This is a genomic window from Variovorax sp. VaC1 (genome assembly GCF_043658315.1).
Taxonomy (GTDB): domain Bacteria; phylum Pseudomonadota; class Gammaproteobacteria; order Burkholderiales; family Burkholderiaceae_C; genus Variovorax.
Genome location: NZ_JBIGLT010000011.1, coordinates 21726 through 39213, shown reverse-complemented (window position 1 = coordinate 39213; position 17488 = coordinate 21726). Strand labels below are relative to the sequence as shown.

Annotated in this window: 22 protein-coding genes and 1 pseudogene; 13 read left to right on the top strand and 10 right to left on the bottom strand. The window is 61.3% G+C overall.

Annotated features, from left to right (window positions below):
* The first annotated feature begins 5 nt into the window (after positions 1-5).
* From ACGLHS_RS31795 to ACGLHS_RS31780, 4 genes are all read left to right on the top strand, one after another.
* On the top strand, positions 6-2576 hold the full coding sequence (locus ACGLHS_RS31795) for a DNA topoisomerase (protein ID WP_394485894.1): 2571 nt from the start codon (positions 6-8) through the stop codon (positions 2574-2576).
* Positions 2577-2588: 12 nt separating this feature from the next.
* Positions 2589-3302: a TraX family protein gene (locus tag ACGLHS_RS31790; protein WP_394485892.1), complete on the top strand. Its 714-nt coding sequence runs from the start codon at positions 2589-2591 to the stop codon at positions 3300-3302.
* A gap of 171 nt (positions 3303-3473) precedes the next feature.
* The gene (locus ACGLHS_RS31785) at positions 3474-5912 is read left to right on the top strand and encodes a YadA family autotransporter adhesin (protein WP_394485889.1); all 2439 of its coding nucleotides are present in this window, start codon (positions 3474-3476) and stop codon (positions 5910-5912) included.
* Positions 5913-6022: 110 nt separating this feature from the next.
* Positions 6023-6676: a GDSL-type esterase/lipase family protein gene (locus ACGLHS_RS31780; RefSeq protein WP_394485886.1), complete on the top strand. Its 654-nt coding sequence runs from the start codon at positions 6023-6025 to the stop codon at positions 6674-6676.
* A gap of 401 nt (positions 6677-7077) precedes the next feature.
* Here the strand turns inward: ACGLHS_RS31780 and ACGLHS_RS31775 are convergent, their stop codons facing one another.
* The 6 genes from ACGLHS_RS31775 to ACGLHS_RS31750 are packed head-to-tail and all read right to left on the bottom strand — an operon-like array spanning position 7078 to position 8926.
* On the bottom strand, positions 7078-7515 hold the full coding sequence (locus ACGLHS_RS31775) for a helix-turn-helix domain-containing protein (protein WP_394485884.1): 438 nt from the start codon (positions 7513-7515) through the stop codon (positions 7078-7080).
* Positions 7512-7739, bottom strand: coding sequence for a hypothetical protein (locus ACGLHS_RS31770; RefSeq protein WP_394485882.1), 228 nt, complete (start codon positions 7737-7739; stop codon positions 7512-7514). Before ACGLHS_RS31770 ends, ACGLHS_RS31775 begins: the two co-directional genes overlap by 4 nt.
* 13 nt (positions 7740-7752) lie before the next feature.
* Complete coding sequence (locus tag ACGLHS_RS31765; RefSeq protein ID WP_394485879.1) at positions 7753-7995, bottom strand: DUF3717 domain-containing protein; 243 nt, start codon at positions 7993-7995, stop codon at positions 7753-7755.
* A gap of 13 nt (positions 7996-8008) precedes the next feature.
* On the bottom strand, positions 8009-8245 hold the full coding sequence (locus ACGLHS_RS31760) for a hypothetical protein (protein WP_394485877.1): 237 nt from the start codon (positions 8243-8245) through the stop codon (positions 8009-8011).
* Positions 8246-8270: 25 nt separating this feature from the next.
* Complete coding sequence (locus tag ACGLHS_RS31755; protein ID WP_394485875.1) at positions 8271-8597, bottom strand: type II toxin-antitoxin system PemK/MazF family toxin; 327 nt, start codon at positions 8595-8597, stop codon at positions 8271-8273.
* 35 nt (positions 8598-8632) lie between these two features.
* The gene (locus ACGLHS_RS31750; RefSeq protein ID WP_126025927.1) at positions 8633-8926 is read right to left on the bottom strand and encodes a PbsX family transcriptional regulator; all 294 of its coding nucleotides are present in this window, start codon (positions 8924-8926) and stop codon (positions 8633-8635) included.
* Positions 8927-9039: 113 nt separating this feature from the next.
* Between ACGLHS_RS31750 and ACGLHS_RS31745 the strand changes: the two genes are divergently transcribed.
* The 3 genes from ACGLHS_RS31745 to ACGLHS_RS31735 all read left to right on the top strand — a co-directional run bounded on the left by ACGLHS_RS31745 (position 9040) and on the right by ACGLHS_RS31735 (position 10848).
* Positions 9040-9282, top strand: a complete 243-nt coding sequence (locus ACGLHS_RS31745; protein WP_394485872.1) for an antitoxin VbhA family protein — start codon at positions 9040-9042, stop codon at positions 9280-9282.
* 2 nt (positions 9283-9284) lie between these two features.
* The gene (locus ACGLHS_RS31740; protein ID WP_394485870.1) at positions 9285-10169 is read left to right on the top strand and encodes a putative adenosine monophosphate-protein transferase Fic; all 885 of its coding nucleotides are present in this window, start codon (positions 9285-9287) and stop codon (positions 10167-10169) included.
* 148 nt (positions 10170-10317) lie between these two features.
* Positions 10318-10848, top strand: coding sequence for a hypothetical protein (locus ACGLHS_RS31735; protein ID WP_394485868.1), 531 nt, complete (start codon positions 10318-10320; stop codon positions 10846-10848).
* 30 nt (positions 10849-10878) lie between these two features.
* Here ACGLHS_RS31735 and ACGLHS_RS31730 read toward each other — a convergent pair whose 3' ends face one another.
* Positions 10879-11220, bottom strand: coding sequence for a hypothetical protein (locus ACGLHS_RS31730; RefSeq protein WP_394485865.1), 342 nt, complete (start codon positions 11218-11220; stop codon positions 10879-10881).
* Positions 11221-11264: 44 nt separating this feature from the next.
* On the opposite strand from ACGLHS_RS31730, the gene ACGLHS_RS31725 reads away from it, so the two are divergent.
* The 6 genes from ACGLHS_RS31725 to ACGLHS_RS31700 all read left to right on the top strand — a co-directional run bounded on the left by ACGLHS_RS31725 (position 11265) and on the right by ACGLHS_RS31700 (position 15315).
* Positions 11265-11531, top strand: a complete 267-nt coding sequence (locus ACGLHS_RS31725; RefSeq protein ID WP_394485862.1) for a hypothetical protein — start codon at positions 11265-11267, stop codon at positions 11529-11531.
* A 23-nt stretch (positions 11532-11554) separates the two neighbouring features.
* Entirely contained in the window at positions 11555-12904 is a 1350-nt protein-coding gene (locus tag ACGLHS_RS31720) for a type IV secretory system conjugative DNA transfer family protein (protein ID WP_394485860.1), read from the top strand.
* Positions 12901-13212 (top strand): hypothetical protein, encoded by a 312-nt coding sequence (locus tag ACGLHS_RS31715; protein WP_394485857.1) that lies wholly within the window; start codon positions 12901-12903, stop codon positions 13210-13212. The genes ACGLHS_RS31720 and ACGLHS_RS31715 overlap by 4 nt, the downstream gene beginning before the upstream one ends.
* A 128-nt stretch (positions 13213-13340) precedes the next feature.
* The gene (locus ACGLHS_RS31710; RefSeq protein WP_394485855.1) at positions 13341-13673 is read left to right on the top strand and encodes a hypothetical protein; all 333 of its coding nucleotides are present in this window, start codon (positions 13341-13343) and stop codon (positions 13671-13673) included.
* A 2-nt stretch (positions 13674-13675) separates the two neighbouring features.
* Entirely contained in the window at positions 13676-14416 is a 741-nt protein-coding gene (locus ACGLHS_RS31705) for a hypothetical protein (protein WP_394485853.1), read from the top strand.
* Positions 14413-15315, top strand: a complete 903-nt coding sequence (locus ACGLHS_RS31700) for a hypothetical protein (protein ID WP_394485849.1) — start codon at positions 14413-14415, stop codon at positions 15313-15315. The genes ACGLHS_RS31705 and ACGLHS_RS31700 overlap by 4 nt, the downstream gene beginning before the upstream one ends.
* A 98-nt stretch (positions 15316-15413) precedes the next feature.
* Here the strand turns inward: ACGLHS_RS31700 and ACGLHS_RS31695 are convergent.
* The 3 genes and pseudogenes from ACGLHS_RS31695 to ACGLHS_RS31685 all read right to left on the bottom strand — a co-directional run.
* Positions 15414-15506: pseudogene (locus ACGLHS_RS31695) on the bottom strand (dihydroneopterin aldolase); the annotation flags it as partial.
* Positions 15507-15620: 114 nt separating this feature from the next.
* On the bottom strand, positions 15621-16637 hold the full coding sequence (locus tag ACGLHS_RS31690) for a relaxase/mobilization nuclease domain-containing protein (RefSeq protein WP_394485847.1): 1017 nt from the start codon (positions 16635-16637) through the stop codon (positions 15621-15623).
* Complete coding sequence (locus ACGLHS_RS31685) at positions 16634-17266, bottom strand: hypothetical protein (protein WP_394485845.1); 633 nt, start codon at positions 17264-17266, stop codon at positions 16634-16636. Before ACGLHS_RS31685 ends, ACGLHS_RS31690 begins: the two co-directional genes overlap by 4 nt.
* Between the last annotated feature and the right edge of the window lie 222 nt (positions 17267-17488).

The window sequence follows — 17488 nt, the reverse complement described above, 5'->3', positions numbered from 1 at the left end:
CACGCATGACGAAGTTCCTTTGGATTGCGGAGAAGAAAACTCTCGCCGAAGCGGTGGCCAAGGTTCTTCCGGGAACCTTGGCCGACCACGGCACGTACCTGGTGAAAGGCGATCACGCCTTCGTGGCCCTCTCCGGCCACGCCTTCGAGCAGGCTAAACCTGACCATTACCTGGGCGACGACGTGCCGATTTCTGCTGCGACGGGGCGGAAGGTCTGGCGCATGGTCGATCTGCCAGTCGTGCCGGATCAATGGGTCATCTTCCCGATGGAGAAGAACAAGGCCCGTCTCGGCAAGCTGGCCGAGTTGCTGCGCTCTTGCGAAGTCGTCTACCACCTCGGCGACCCTGGCGCCGAAGGGCAGCTGCTGGTCGACGAAGCATTGCATTTCTACGGGAACACCAAGCCCGTGAAGCGAGTGCTGGTCAACGACTACAACGAGTCGAAGGTCAAGCAGGCGGTGGCCAACGCACGCGCCAACGACGAGGCCAAATTTCAGGGGTGGTATCGCTGGGCGCTGGCTCGCAGTCACTATGACTGGCTAGTCGGGTTGAACGGTACGCGTGCGATGACCATGCGCGGTCGTGAGCTGGGCTACGACGGTCTTCTGCCTGTCGGCAGCGTGCAGACGCCACTGCTCTACATCTGGGTGGAGCGCGACAAGCTTATCGAGTCATTCAAGCCGATCCCGTACTTCACCCTATCGGCGGCCGTTGCGCATGCCAACGGAGTCTTCCGGGCGAACTGGAAACCGTCGGAGGACCAGGCCGGCCTCGACGAAGAGGGCAGGCTGACGAATGCGGCCGTGGCGGAGTCTTTGACATCCCGGCTGACCGGCAAGCCTGGCCGGATCACGGCCTACGCGAAGACCAAGAAGCAGGAGCGTGCGCCGCTTCCCATGTCCCTGAACGAGCTGCAAATCGAAGGGTTCAAGCACTTCGGCTATTCCGGCGCTGAAGTGCTCAAGGCCGCGCAGGAGCTGTATTCGACCTACCAGGTCACGACGTATCCGCGCAGCGAAAACCGCTTCCTGTCGCTGGCAGCGCATGCGGATGCGCCGCGCGTCATGGCTGCTGTGTTCAAGGTTCGGCCGGACCTGTCTGGCCTGTCCAGCGTGCTCGACGCGTCGCGAAAGTCAGCGGCTTTCGATGACGCAAAGATGGACGGGCAAGACCACCACGGCGTGATCCCAGCGGTGCCGGAAGGCGCGGTCGACCCGAAGGGCTGGACCGATGCCGAGCGCAACGTGTACGACCTGATTGTGCGTAGCTACCTGGCGCAGTTCGCGGCACCTTACGAGTTCATGCACACGGTCATCGGCGTCGATGTCGATGGCGAGAAGTTTTCCGCGACCGGCAAGACGCCCGTGGCCGAGGGCTGGAAGGCGGTGTATGCCGAGGTGGTCGATGAGGATGCCGCGGCGGCCGACACGAAGGGCGACGACAAGCAGACGCTGCCGACGATGACACAGGGGGATGGGGTGACATGCACGAAGTGCGAGTCGACCAGCCGGAACACGACGCCGCCACCGCGCTTTGATGAAGCGCTGGCGCTGGCGGCGATGGCGAACATCTACAAATTCGTGGATGACCCTGAAGCCAAGCTGCGCCTCAAGCTCGGGACGGTCGAAGACAGCGACGATGCTGGCGAGGGCGTGGGTGTCGGTATCGGCACGCCAGCGACACGCGCCAGCATCACGGCCGATCTGCGCAAGCGCAACCTCGTGATCCCAGTGAAAGAGGGCAGCAAGAAGGAGATGACCTCGCCGGCCGCGCGCACCCTCATCGAAGCGTTGCCGATGTCGGTGAAGGACCCGGCACGCGCTGGCATCTTCAAAGCCACGTTGGACAAGGTTGCCTCGGGCGAGCTGTCCTATGAAGACTTCATGCGGCAGACCGTCGAATGGGTCACTGACGTGGTGGCGCAGGCACGGACAGCGACGATGAAGCTGCCGCTGGCGGCCGGTGCGACGCTGTGCCCGAAGTGCAAGTCGGGTGTGCTGAGGCGCAAAGAAGGCGAGAAGGGCGCGTACTGGTACTGCGGCAACTGGAACCACGCGACGGACAAGTGCGATGCGCGGTATCAGGACGCCAACGGCAAGCCGCTGACGGCGGAGATCAAGTGTCCGACGTGCAAGGACGGACACCTCCGACGCAAGGTCGGCGCCAATGGCGCGTACTGGTTCTGCTCGAACTGGAATCGTGATCCGAACAAGTGCGAAGCGAAGTTCGAAGACAAAGCAGGGCGGCCGGACACGGCGCCGAAGCCTGTCTACAGATGCCCGACCTGCAAGGAAGGCGCGTTGCGCAGCCTGAAGGGGAAAACGGGTTTGTTCTGGGGTTGCAGTCGATACGAGCAGGGGTGCAAGGCCACGTTCCCCGACAAGGCGGGCAAGCCCGACACAGCGCCGAAGCCTGTCTACAAGTGCACGAAGTGCAAGGTGGGCGAACTGCGATCGATCCCTGGCCCGAAGGGAGCGTTCTGGGGTTGCACGCGGTTCAAAGAGGGTTGCAAAGCGACCTTTCCGGACAAGGCTGGCAAGCCTGATCTAGCGGCCAAACCACGAACGCCTGCCTAGCGCAGCCATCCCATGAAAACTCAAATTTCGACCGCGGCTGCGGGGCCGCGAAGCTTTGCTGTTGCCGACGGAACGCTGGAAGCCCTGAAATGGAGCGCTTTGGTGCTCATGACGGGCGACCACGTGAACAAGTATTTGCTCGGGGACCGGGTGCATTTGCTGTTCATTTTGGGCCGCCTGGTCATGCCGATCTTCGCCTTCGTGCTGGCCTACAACCTGGCGCGGCCGGGGGTGCTCGAAGCCGGTGCCGCACGTCGAACTGGCGTCCGGCTGCTGGCTGTCGGCGTGCTTTCGACGCCGGCCTTTCTGGCGCTGAACACGCTGCTAGGTGGCTGGTGGCCACTGAACATCATGTTCATGTTGCTGGTGGCGGTCCTCGCGATCGCGCTGCTCCACAGGGGCGGTGCGATCGGCATCGCCAGCGCTGCGTTCGTGGTTGCGATCGGCGGCAGCTCGGTCGAATTCTGGTGGCCCGCCGTCCTGCTTTGCGTGGGCTTCTGGCTCTATGCGCGTCGACCTGGTGCAGGTTCCCTCGTACTCATCGTGGTGTCGTGCGCTGCCCTCTGGGTCATCAACCGCAACCACTGGGCGCTTGCTGCGCTGCCGCTGGTCCTGCTTTCCCACAAGGTGACGCTGCACGTCCCTCGCGTTCGGTGGGCCTTCTACGCCTTCTATCCGCTTCACCTCTCGGTGATCTGGCTTCTCAGTAGGTACCTCCATGGGTGACGCCTTTGCCATGACGCACGGCTATGCCGTGTGCACGTCACCAGCCAATTCCGCGACAGCGTTTTCCGACGCCCTGCTTTCGCGGCCTTACGCAATGGGCGTCGGATCTTGTCTCCAGGTGCATCACGCGTTCAACGGCAGCACCAAAAACTTCAACTCAGGGATCAACAAATGAAATTCAAACTCTCTCACCTCGCCGCTGCGATCGCGGTTATCTCGATGCACGGCGTGTCTTTCGCGCAGGTCGTCGGAAGCACTACAACTCTCGGTACCACTGTCGGCGTGGGTGCCACCGCAGACATCAATGGAACCTCTGTCGGCGTTTCGGCTTCTGCTGGACTCCAGGCTGTGGCCGTCGGTGGTGCAGCGACCGCCAGCGCGAAGGGTTCTGTTGCGGTTGGTGGTTGCTCCAACACCACTTGCCAAGATGCGGCAGGGAATTTCGTCGTCATCCCCCTGCCGGTCGGCGAGCAATCTACTGCACTGGGTGCGGCGACCAGAACGTCCGGCACCGCGGCGACGGCGGTTGGCTTTGGGGCGAATGCCTCCAATGCCAATTCTGTGGCTCTGGGTGCCGGCACGCAGACAACGCGCGACAACAGCGTGGAAGTCGGCGGCCGTCAACTGACCGGGCTTGGGGCAGGCACGGCGGGCACGGATGCGGTCAATGTCGACCAGTTGAACGGCGGCTTGGCATCGACGTTGAGCCAGGCGAATGCGTACACGGATTCCAAGACGGGGCAGGCAGTGAATCAGGCCGTGACGCAAGCGAATTCGTACACCGATGCGAAGTCCACCACGACGCTGAACCAAGCCAATTCCTATACCGATGCGTCGTCGGCGAACACACTGAACCAGTCGAAGGCGTACACCGACGCCACGGCCATCACGACGCTGAACCAAGCCAATTCCTATACCGATGCGTCATCGGCGAACACGCTGAACCAGTCGAAGGCGTACACCGATGCCACGGCCATCACCACCCTGAACCAGGCCAACACCTACACCGACGGCAAGACGAAGTACTTTCAGGCGAACTCCACGGGCGCGGCCTCGGTGGCGAGTGGCACGGATTCGGTGGCCGTTGGACCCGGCACCGTCGTCTCCGGAAACAATGCAATTGGTGGCGGCAAGGGTGCGGTTGCCAGCGCCGACGACACCGTGGCTTTCGGCTCTGGCGCCCAAAGCTCGGCCGCCGGCGCGGTGGCGGTAGGAGCTGGCTCCAACGCCAGCGGTGCGTCTTCGTCTGCATTCGGTCAGGGCGCCAGCGCGGCCGGCGAAAAGAGCACCGCGCTGGGCTATCAAGCCACGGCGACGAACGCTGGCGACGTGGCGATCGGTTCAGGTGCGACGGCAACAGGTCAAGCCGGCGTCGGCTCTGCGGTGGCCATTGGTGCTGGCAACAAGGCGACTGGCGCCGGCGCGGTAGCCATCGGTGATCCGAGCGTGGCGAACGGCACTGGCGCCGTTGCAGCCGGCTTCAATTCGATCGCCACATCGGATGGCACAGCAACAGGTGGCGCGGCCAATGGCGCCATTGCCATGGGCAATGCGTCAATCGCGACAGGGCAGGGCTCTGTTGCCCTCGGCAACACGTCAACGACTGGTGGTGCTGGTGGTGTGGCCATCGGCGACACCGCCAAGGCGGCACAGACGAACGGCATTGCACTGGGTTCGGGCGCGTCAGCAGCCAATGCCAACGATGTCGCCCTGGGCGCTGGCTCGACCACTGCAACGGCGGTCGGCACCACGGGGACCACGCTCAACACCATCGCGTACAGCTTCGCCGGAACTGCGCCTACGAGCACAGTCAGCGTGGGTGCCGCAGGCAGCGAGCGGACCATCACGAATGTGGCGGCCGGGCGGCTTTCCTCCACCAGCACCGATGCGGTGAATGGAAGCCAGCTCAACGCGACGAACACGGCGCTCAACGCGCTCGGGAACAACGTGAACACGCTTGGTGCATCGACGGCCGCAAACTTCGGCGGCGGGTCGACCTACGACTCGAAGACTGGCACTGTCTCCGCGCCGGGTTACACCATCAACGGCGTCACCTACAACAACGTTGGCGGTGCTTTCGGCGCGATCGGCAATACGCTCGCATCGACGAACCCGAACAATTTGCCGCCCGCATCGGCCACGGGGTCGAACTCGGTTGCCGTTGGCGCGGGTTCGGTGGCTGATCGCGACAACACTGTCTCGGTCGGAAGTGCTGGTGCTGAGCGGCAGATCACCAACGTTGCACCTGGTGTGGCGCCGACTGACGCGACAAACCTTGGCCAAGTCACCTCGATGGTAGATCGCAGCTCGAATGCTGGCCGGGCCTACACGGACATGCGCATCAACGCGCTCGACGCCAAGACGCAACGGCATATCGCTGGCGTCGGTGCTATGGCCATGGCGGCCTCGGCGTTGGTGCCGAACGCGAGGGCTGATGGCGATTCGAGCGTCAGCGCTGCCGTTGGCACATATGGTGGTGAGAACGCGATCGCGGTCGGTGTGAATCACTACGTAAGCAACAACGTTTTGGTAAACGCCCGCATTTCGTGGACCAGCTCGGGCAGCTCGCGGGTTGGCGCGGCCGTCGGTGTGACTTGGGGATTCCGGTGAACGGGGCCGCACGCATTCTTCATAGGCCTGGCCTGTCTCTGCTGTTCGTCCTTGCTGCGGCGAATGCTGGGTGCGGCGGTGGTGGAGGCGGCGGAGGCGGAAGCCCGGCGATGGGTATGCTGCCGGTTGCGAACGCCCCGGCGCCGGCATCTACGCCTTCGGCCGCGGCCACGTCGACGCCGGCCGAAGCGCTGCCCAGCTCGGACACCGGACCTGCCGATTGTTCGGTGACGCTATACGGGGATTCGGTCCTGAATGGCGGCACGAACATCGACGGCGTTGGACCTGCCCATATCAAAGAACCGCCAGCCATGGGTTTGGTGCGACTGCGCCCCTTGGTGACGGTCACGGATCGGTCTGTGCCAGGTGATTTCGCGCTGAAACGGCTTCCCTTCCTCCTGAGCGATCCGATCACGACGCGCTTTGTTGTGATCGAGCATGGCCTGAACGACGCTGGCAACGGCTTCGAGTACGAAAAGCCGTTGCGATCGATGGTGCAGCGGGTCAAGGCATTGGGAAAGGTGCCGATCGTCACAGGCCTGTCCCGAGTGAAAGAGGGGTGGGTCGATCAGCGTGATGCCTATGACGCCATTGCAAGCCGCGTAGCGAAAGAAGAAGGAGCAACCTTTGCGAACTGGGGAGCCGTCCCTTTCAGCCCTGATGACATGGCTGATGCTGTCCATCCTGCGCAGCCTTACTCCACACGGCTGACAGAACAGCTCGCACGCACGGTCGATGGCCTCGCGCCGGAGTGCAACCGGTAGGGTAGGGCGGCCAAGCGCGATGCCAAAGGCCAAGCCGGCTTCCTTCGGGAAGTCGGCTTTTTTCGTCGACCATCGCTGGTGATGGCGATGCTGCAGGTGGATTTTCGACCGGAACGTGACGGCATGAACGAGCCACCAGGCGCAGAGACTCGCCAGAAATGGCGGTACTCGAGCAGGGTGGCCACCATCGCCAGGTCGAGCGATGCTTGCCGGCGCATCGTCGGAAATGGCGTTGCAAGATCCTGCGCGGTTTTATCCACGGGCTGCACCTGTGGGAAACCCACTGCAACCTCGCGGATTGCACGAGGTGGGTTTTCCACAGGCGCCGCAGTCAGCGGCGGGCGGTGGATAAGGCCGTCATTGGGAAGAGGGGGCCGATCCCGCGTGATGCTGCATGGCGATTAAGCCGAGCCGACATCAGGAGAAGCTTCCTTTTTCTTTCTGCGAATCCGGCGCAATGGATCGGACCATGGCTCGGATCGAACGTCGGTCATTGCGAGAATATCGCTGACCAGTCGTACGTGTTTTGGGCTCAGGGACGGCAGCTTGCGACGTAGCTCATGGAGCAGCAAGTACACGTCTTGAGGCGCATCGACATCGATCAGAAGCTTCCGTTGAGAAGCTTCGACGGCCACTCTGACTTCATCGGCCTCTACCGCCGTCAGCGGCAATGCCGCGATCAGCTTTTCCACGAATTCGGGGGTCGGCGGCCCCTTCAGACCAATCTCCAAAGCCGACACATAGCTTTGCTCGTAGCCCATAAGCGCGGCCAAGTCCGCCTGGCGCACGGTATGTCGCAGGCGTAGTTCATGGAGCAAATGCGAGAAAGGACTACTCATCGATCATCGTGCCATTGCGCCATGAATTCATCGTGAGCGCGGTTGTAGCCAACGAGCCAGGCGTGGGCCTTCAACGAGATTCGGAACGGGCACCGCGGCCGGTTTGGGGCGCTCTTTCCGTGGGCCAGATGATCGGACAGGCGACCAGCGATCCGTTGAAATGCCGCCTCGCCCGCAGCGACGGCTTCTGGGAAGCTCATGGTCTGATCGGTGATGGCAACCATTTGCCGCAGGACATCACGCGGGGAGAAACCAGCGCTGAAAGGCTTCCAGCACGCGCGGATCGACATCGGCGATCGGTACGCTCGTGCTGCGCTCGATCGTCATCGCGGCCCACAGGTCTGCCATTCGGTTTGCGTCAGGGTGCATCTTCAAATCGGTGCCCTCTGGCGGATGAGCTGCCATGCAGCGCGATAGCGCCTGGTCCAGCTCGACGAAGGTGAGCTGCTGCGGGTGCGGGTCGACAAGCACGGCGGACATGGCGCCGGCTCCCTCAGTGGAACAGAGGGTAGAGGACGACCCGGATCAGGCCGTAGGCCACGCAGCCCACCAGAGCCAGGCCGAGCGCGCCGAGGAAGGCCGCACGGACAGTCCGGAAGAAGCCACGGCCGACGGCCGTAGCGAACCGGAATGGTGCGGTCAACACCGCGAGCACGAAGGCGAGCGTGTGCTTGGCCTTCACGAGGGAAGTCCCGAAGTCGGGGTCAAGATGTAAAGTGGCACGGTTCATTTTGTACTCTCCCTTTCGATGCCGGCTAGCAAATCGAAATGATCGCGTTCAGCCGGTCACAACACTCCTGAAAATCGGCAAGCGATACCTGCCCTATGGGATGCGGCCTCGCAGTCCGAGCGCGCCAGTCGAAGGATTTGGGCTGGTGCGCCAGGACGTACGAAGCTTCCGTCCCTTTCTTTACCGTCAGCTTCACCGCGAACGGATTGCTCTCGTTCATCGGCGAGTGCGTCATTGGCAAGCCAATGACGATGCTCGTCCTGTCGTTGAAGGCCTTGGTGGACAACACCAGCATCGGATGTTCTCCGGGCATTTCGTCTCCCATGTGTGGGCTGTGGTCGATGTAGATCACGTCACGACGATCAGGCACCCACAACACTCCCGCCATCAAGCGACCTCGTGCGCACTGGAGGCGCCAGCCTCGACGCCGATCGGCGCGAAGGCCATAGCCTCGCCACCATGCACTGCCGGGTCAAACTTCTTGAGCATCTGCGACAGCGACAGCTTCGGCTCGCCGAGGCGGCGCAGCAAGATGCCGTCTTCGACGACCTCGACCACGACCGGTTGACCGAGCTTGAAATGCGCGGCCTTGGCCACGGGCGACGTGATGCGGACGGCGAGGCCATTGCCCCACTCCTGCACCTTCTGCTCGACAGCGACGAGAGCTGCTTTGTTCGGCATGCTTGACTCCTAGAAAATGTTGAGACAAGTATAAACTTTTCCGCCCAATGTAGCAACGCGTAGATACGGCGACGTGATAAAATCGCGCTCAAACTACCGTCATGGAGGACGTTATGGGCACGAAGGCAGAACGCCAGTACGCGATGACTCAGGCGCTCGCGAACACTCGCATCGAGGGGCACAAGCCGACCCCCGAATTTCTCGCTGATGCAGCGGCCGTCGTCGAAGGCAAGCTGACGTACGACCAGGCGGTGAAGGCAAGCGCTGCGCGCGCGACGGGCCGCACCCACTCCCGTGAAGACACGCCGCCACTGGCGGCAGCTCGCCCGAAGGTAGCCACCGCTCGGGGGCGCTGATCGTGCGGGAGTTCGGCGACCCGTACAGCTACCCCGGAACCCGCGTTCTTCGCAACAAGCAAGACATCCGCGACGATGCAAAGCTGACTGAGTTCGAGTACGAAGCCACCGCGCTTCGCGCTGCTGAGCTGCGAGAGAAACCGATCAGTGGCAAGCACGACCTGGCGCAATTGCAGGCCATACACAAACACCTGTTCCAGGACGTGTACGAGTGGGCCGGAGAGCTACGAACGGTGAACATCGCCAAGGGCGGCTCGCAGTTTGCGCAGCCCGCGTTCATCGAGAGCCAAGCGCGCTCGCTCGCAAAGGACTTGGAGAAGGAGAACGGCCTTCGCGGGCTCGAAAAGCCCGAGTTTGTTGATCGACTGGCTCATTACTACGCTGAGTGGAACGCAATCCACGGTTTTCGCGAAGGCAACGGCCGCGCCACGCGCGAATTCATTGGCCAGATTGCCCGCGATGCTGGATACGAGCTGGACCAGACTCGGATCGACAACGCGAAGGGCCAGTGGAACGAAGCGGCGAAGCGCAGTTTCCACGGCGACCTCGAAGGCGTGAAGGAGATCTTCTCTGAGGCGATCCGACCGGCGCGCGCGGTGGCATTCGAGCACCTGCCACCGGCCGAGGCCGTGGCCAAGCACCCCGAGCTGAAGGGCACATACGCAGGCTTGGCGACAGTGCAGGACGCGTACTCGCAGCGATTCCCCGGTGATGGATCATTGCAGAACAAGTATTTGACACAGGCGCAGGGCGCCGTGGCCAAGGCGCTCGACGCCGGCAAGATACCCGAGCCGAAAGCGGAACGCGCTTCACCTGTGCAGCAGCAGCCAGAGCACAAGAACCCCGCGGAAGCGGGGAAGCAAAGACCACCGACGCCAGAGCGGTGAATTCTCCGGGCTTCGCGTTGTTTCCACTGTTTCCACGCCACTCTCACGCGCGCATTTGACGCATACTTCGCTCGGGACGCGCATGTTATGCGCTACCGGGCGAAAGCCGCGACCCAATTTCGGCGGCTGGGAAGTAGGGGAGAGATAGATGTTCGGATTCTTCAAGAACGCGAAGCTCAAAAAGCTCGAAGTGCTTGCGACGACTCGTGGTGACACCGGAGGGCTCTTTAAGCGGATTGACGAGAACCGCGAACTGCTCGAAGTGCTTTTCCGCGAGGCACCTGGCTTCATGCAAAGCCACCCATGGGTCGAGGGATGGATCAAGGGCAATGACGCCTTCTTTGAAAGCGTGAGAAGCACTCTCGAAATCGAGCTGCATGAACTCCACCCATTCTTAGCGGACCGAGTACCTCGGGATTGGCCCGAACCATTACCGGAACGCGTAGCGGGATTGCCCGCCCCTGATTGGAAGACGCACGCTTACCCGCTCCAACAGGTCACAATCAAGCTTCAAGGCACTCGACTGAGCAACAGGGCCGCCATCGTCGGCCAGCTCGATACCGTACGCGCGCGACTGCAAGTTGGCGAGCAAAACGGGCATGACCACGACGACGATTTCGGGTACTCATTTCGGTATGACCGTGCCGTCGACGGGCCATCCTTCTTCGATGGCCCTTGAGCGCGAGTGACGACGATGAGATTCCGGCACTCAGATTCGCTCGCTGCCGTGGTAGCCCTCAAGCGTTTCACGCGCCGGTACAAGCACCCAAGTCTGGGCGTAGTCGACTACGCCGCCGATACCGTCTTCGATGCGCTCGATGCCGCCGTAGCTCCACCAGTCGACGTGCATTTCAATGGGCGCGATATCCCACAGCTCAGGGGGCGGCTTGTCGTGGCGCTCCTGCATGTGCATGCGCCCGACCTTGAGGTAGCGATGCAGGGCAGGGATATGCACCGTCGTGATGGTCAGGAGGCCCCGGAAGGGCCGCAATCGGCCGCGCTGCCACCCTGGGATGACGACCCCACGTTCGCGCGAGCGAACCATGTCCATAACCTGCATTCGGCTCATACTGGACAAATATACAGTACACAGGAATGAACATGGACAACGCAACTACTGCTGTGGCCGGAGAGTACCTATGGGCCATGCGCTACGCGCTCTTGCTGATCGCTGCCTACTGCCTGCTGAAGGCAGGCACGAATGCATACCTGGCTGTCTTTCTCTGGCGCAACCGCAACATTCGAATGTCCGCTGAGATTGAAGAAGTGATGAAAGACGTGAAGCCACCTCGCTATTCGCTGATGGCTGTTTGCTGGCTCGTGTGCGCAGGCCTTTTCCTTAGCGGGGCCTTCGCGACATAACTAACGAAAAAAGGGAGTACTACATGCGCAAGCTGATTTCTAAGTTGATCGGCATCTTCCGTAACCCGGTTTGGGACAACCCTCGACGCTTCAAGACGGTTGCCCGCAACAAGTCGGGCGTCATCATCGGAGCCATAGATGGCCATCCACTTATCGATTCGAGTATGAGCCCAGTCGCCGTGCTCGGCCCATGCCGCAGTGGCAAGGGCGTCTCGATCCTTGTCCCGACGCTATTGACGTGGCGGGAAAGCGCGGTCGTGTTGGATGTGCAAGGGGAGTTGTACAACCTGACGGGGCACTGGCGACGTACAGGTGCGAACAACGAGGTGCGCCGGCTTGCCTTCGGTGAGTTGGATAGCGCCGACACCTTCAATCTTCTGGATGCCATTCCCCGTGATACGGCGGATGAGCTTTTGGAAATTCAAGCGTTGGCCGCAGACTTGTTGGACAACGGCCAGGATGGCGGGGGCTTCTGGGGTTACCGGGCTCGGTCGCTGCTGACTCTGTTCATCATCGCCCAGCGGCGCAATTTGGGCTCCAGTCTGGGCGAGGTACAGCGGGCGATGGCCGATGATCCCGTCTTCCAGGCAACCCTCGCTACGTACTCCACACTGATCCCCGACAACGAGCTGGGTCACGCGGCAAGGACCGCAGCGACGGAGTACATGGAGCTGTCCGAGACGACTCGCGCATCCGTGCGAAACGTGGTCGGCGACAGATTGGCCTTCTTCGCTTCACCGGACGTTGCCCGCAACACCAGGTGCAGTTCATTCGATCTGTCTGCGCTTTGCGGCGGCAAGACCCCAATGACGATCTATGTGACGGTCGCGGCCCGCGACATCGGCCGGTTGCTGCCATTGCTTCGATCCTTTCTGGCTTTGGTCATCCGCCACGGCACAGTCCCGCACGCGCAAGAGGCCACCCACCCACTCCTGCTGGTCCTCGACGAGCTGACGGCCCTGGGCCGACTCCGCTTCCTCGAAAGCGCGCTGGCGTATCTCCCGAGCTACGGCATAAAGCCGTTGCTGGCCATCCAGAGCCTGCCCCAGCTCAATGGTGTCTACGGCAAGGAGAACCGCGTATGGGCGCAGTGTGCGATCCGCACCGTGCTGCCGATCAGGGACAGTGCCACGGCGTCGACCATTGCAGAGGAAATCGCCAGCATCGTCGCGCAGTCTGACCAAGCCGGTGCAGAACGACGCCAGACGATATCGGCCGACAAGCTGCGGAGCCTGGGTAAGCGCGATGCCGTCATCCTGGGCGCTTCGGCAAAGCCCATGCTTGCGCAGATGCTCCCTTACTTTGAAGACCCCAGCTTCAAGGTCAGCGTCAGTTCCGGAAATCCTGAACAACCGGGAAGGGTTGAGTCGTGAAGCATCTCAAGCTCTTCATGCATTACTTGGCTGCACTGGAATCGTGGTGGTATTACCACCAGCACCCGATTCCTCGACTGCTCGATGAAGCGCTGCTGCAAGGGAAGAAAAAGGCCCGATCTGAAATGATGGATCGGCTCCTGATTTCTTCAACAACGTTCGGCTGGACGAAGGAACGCATGAAGTGGGAGATTCAAGAGCAGCGACGAATCCACGGCATACGAGAAATGACCGTCATGGACCGTGCCTGCGCGTCGCTGGCCAGGCGGAACGCAAAGACCGAGAACGAGGAAACCACCAATGGCTGACCACGACTCCACAGGAACACTGTTCCCCCGGCTTGGCCTGTCCGATTTTCAATATACGCCTGTCCGAAACACGACAATGTGCCTTATGTTAAATCGTTATTGTTAATAACTACTTTCAGGGAAGCAAGATGACCAATGACACACGCTCCAGTGAACAGGCCAACGGCCTGAGCGAGAGCGCTGGCGCGCGGGCGCCGGAGTTCAAGACAGACGCCGCTAGCGTCGACGAAGCTGTTGCGGATGTGCTCGTACGACTAGATGCTGTCGCGGCGAACGACATTGAAGCGATTTCCGATGAATACCATTTTGGCGCGATGCGATTCGATGTCGATCAGACCGCGCTCGAAGAGGGCGTGGCGACAAGCGGGTATTGGCGCCGGCGTCTAGCTCCGCTGCTCAACAACGTCACCACGAAGATTTTCATCCGCGGCGACGACCAGGTCGGCCGAGACGGAGAGTAGGCATGCAGTTGAGCTCGGATTCGACGAGGGCTTGGCCGATTCCGGCCGCAGTTGTTACCTGGGGGCAGCACTACCGCATTGCTGATCGCCTGCCAAGCGGCATCACAGTGCCGGCCATTGTTCATATCGACGTGAATATGGCTGTCACAGACCTAGGAAGCACGCTGCTTCACCTAGCGTTGACCAATGCGCCTTTCCCGGACGCGGAAATCTGCATGAAGGTGTTGCGATATCTGATCGTCGACTGCGACGCAGATGTCAATCGCGCAGACAACTACGGCCGCACTCCGCTCACGATGCTCGTTGCACATGCAACGGCATTGTGGAGTGACAACCCCTACTACAAGGGCCTCAGTGGAGGCCCCGCCTATGGCGTCGAGCTGTTGACGCTTATGTTCGCTCGCGGCGCTGACGCCGATGTGCTGTTCACGCCGGCTGTCCCGCAACAGGCCGGCTGCACGAAATGGCGCCTCGTTCACGAGTGTGCATACGGTCAAGGCCGGGCGTATCTCCCTTTGGCGATGCGCGACCTTCTTGCGGCCAGGTGGAATGCGACGCTGCCTGATTCCGAAGGCCGCACCGCTGGTGCCGGCGAGACATTCGATTTGTTCGCTGGTGCGTACGAGCCGTCGCCGCACATGGGGACACACAGCCGACTTGAGAGCGAAGCTGATCGCAGAGAGTTGGTATCCCCCACGGAAGGCCGCAAGCGCCTTCAGACTACTTTCAGGGAAGCAAGATGACCAATGACGCAAAACCCAGTGGCCTGGCCAACGACCTGATGCCGTTCACGTCGGTCGAATTGGAAGCGACGGTAACCGTTCTTCTGCGAAAAAATGCGGACTTGGAAGCGCGTCTTTCGATGGAACGCCAGCATCACGAGAGCGCCGAGACCAGGGTCCGATTTCGGCAGGTCGAGTTGCTGACCCGTGTTCTTAGGAGTCATCGCATTTTCTTGGTTCACGCTGGCCCACCAGGCGACTTTAAGGGCGCAATTTCACAGCTCGAAGAACAACTCCGCGAAGAAGGGGGCGCACAGATTGCAGAGCAGGTCCGCCATCTTGCTGATGTCGTATCTGACGTGGCCAGACATCGTGCACCTGATGATCGAGCCTTCAGGGCGGCGAGCATCGAGCAGTTGGAGTTGCACGTCATCCGTAACATGGCGTTGGTCGGAGAAGAACTCTGCCGGCGTGCAGATCTAGTGGGAAACCACCTTGGCGAAAAATTCAAGCTTGGGGCGGTAGCTCGCCTATTTGATGACATCGAGCATTCAGCGCAGTACGCGCTTGAAGGTAGCTCTGTGTCATTCCGCGCCTCCGTCATGATGGCTGACATCGCACACATGGTGCGATTGCTCAGGGAGCGTGCCAACGCCGGGCGCTGGAGCTACGGTGCTTTGCCGTCACCTGGCGACCTGCAAAGCATCTACGAAGAATGTGAAAGGCGCGGAGGATCGTTGGAGGGCCGTGAGGTACCGGAATTTTCTGGATGGGGTCCAGCCAGTATTGCAGATGGTGTCGAGGACCCTCGGCCGCAACAGGCGCCCAAGCTGACGATCTTGGGTATCCCTCTTCCGAAGAAGCTCGCAGAGGCCATCCGTTTAACGGAAGGTCGTGCAAGCCTCCAGAAACGCCCCTAGAAGCCACGATTCCCTGCCGGAGCACTCTCTCCCCTCCTCCCTCCCCGCTTCGGCAGTTTCAGGCCTCCCTTGGGAGGTCTTTTTTTTAACTTGCGGCCGAAGACTTCGATTCCCACAGCCTGGCAGTCTGGATGCACGTCAGGCTTCTCCGTGGAGACGCGCGCGGCGATCACCTTGGGATGGGCCAACACGTCGATGAGAATCGCGTCAAAACGACGGCGCCGAGGCGTCGGCCACCACCTGTGACAAGGACGCTGGAGATAGGGGGCGGGAATCCAGTATTCATGGCCGCCCATTGTGGAGCATCAGCGCTCGACGTCTTTCTCTGGCCTGCCAGGCGTGCTGCGGATCGACTCGTTGCGACGCTCTTCCGCCAGCCGTTCCACAAGTCCGACGGCTAGCTTTCGGTCCTCGACATCCGGCGACGAGGCAAGGGCCTTCGTGATCTGCCGGTAGCGGTTGGTGACCTTGGCTTCAGTGCGCTTGGCCTTCGCGATCCGCTCCGGGCTCGCACTCCCCTTCCCTACCCGGTCCAAGCTGGCGCCACGTTCGCGCATCTGACGCACCGGCTGCTTTTCGCCTCTGTCTCGCTTTAGGCGCTGCTGACGATTCGTCGCAGCCGCCTCTACGCCGTGCTCGCGCAAGGCTTCTGCGAAGCCTTCCCTCCAGCGCTGCAAGTCCGCCTTGCGTGGGTTGAGGCGCGTGCCGTCCGCAGCTTGGGCCTTCACGGCTAGGTGAACGTGAGGGTTCTTGGAAGGCTTCGGATCAGGGTCGGTGGCAAATGTGTGTAGTGCCATCACGTATTGATGCCCCTCGAATTCCTGGGCCGCGAAGTCTCGCGCTGCCCGCTTGACGGCTAGCTCGTCGGTGCCGGCAGGCATCGACAGAACGATGTTGAACGCTTCGCGGACATCACTCTCATCCGCAATGCGACTGCCACCGTCTTGCCATTCTTTCCGCAGCTCGCGTAGATCCTCAATACCAGTGAGCACATCGCCCTCTTCGTTCTCGAGTTCGATCTTTCCATTCCGAGAGATGTAGTCGAGATGCGACTTGATGTGACGCATGCCCTTCCCTCCCCCGGAAATCTTCACCATGACCTCGGGCGCCTTCTTTGCGATCGAACCTAGCTTGCTGCGGATGGCCTTGGCGTCAGCCTTCTGCATTGCGCCACCGCTCTTCCCCTTCTTCTTCGGTTTCGGCCCCAACGGAACGCCCGTGAGCCCCTTCTTTGCGCCTTTGGCGCCACCGATGGGAGTCTGGTTGAAGAGCGAAGCGCCCCAGTCGACCAGCATGCCGTCGACGTATGTCTTGGTGCTCATTCGATTCTCCAGCGCTTCGAGTTGGCCGCCATGGCCTTGGATACCTGGGTGGTGTGTTCGGCTATCAACGCCCTCGCCTCTTCGATGACGTGGACTTTGTAGGCGGCTCGGGTTTCAGGAGCTGCATTCAAGGCCTTGGCGATCTGATTCAGATTCCGCCCCATGGCCAGGAGCAGCAGATTCGATTGGGTCAGTGCCTCGATGTCCGACTGGCCGAGCTGAGGTGTGCTGGTCAGCCTGGCGCGGATCGTGGCAACGATCCAGCGGGCTGGCGAGAAGCCATCGACGGCCGCCTGCCTTTCAATCGCATCCCATTCGGAGGGCGTCAGGCTGACTTTTCTTTTAACCGTGGGCTTTTCGGGTTCGTCGACAACGACCGAATGCGGCACTTGGCCAGCGCCCTGACCCGTCAATTTCGCCACGATTTGTCGAAAAGCATCACTAGGCGTCGTTGAGCGCGCTCTGCACCAAGCGAGCCAAGGCTCGCGCAGGTCGCGTAAGTCGACCTTCAAGCGCTTGTCAGACCCCTCCATTTGCCCACCCCAATCGCCACGGAAAGTGAAAACCCCAGCATTGATTCCAAAGGAGTTTTTCACTAATGGTGTCGCGACTGCGTTGAGCCGCGACACGGTTGGTGAAAGCTTCCCGATATCTCGCCACGGAAAGTGAAAATTTCCCGCAACGCCTGACCCGTCGTGAGCCGGCACGTGCGACTGTGTTCATCGCCGGCAATCCCCACAAAAAAGGTTTCGGCCGTCGGTCTTGACCGCCGTCTGTCTACCGCACCAGCTGCAAAAGCGGCGCCAGCCTGGCGCTGCGAGGCCCCCCTTCCTCCGCCCCTGTTGGCCGGG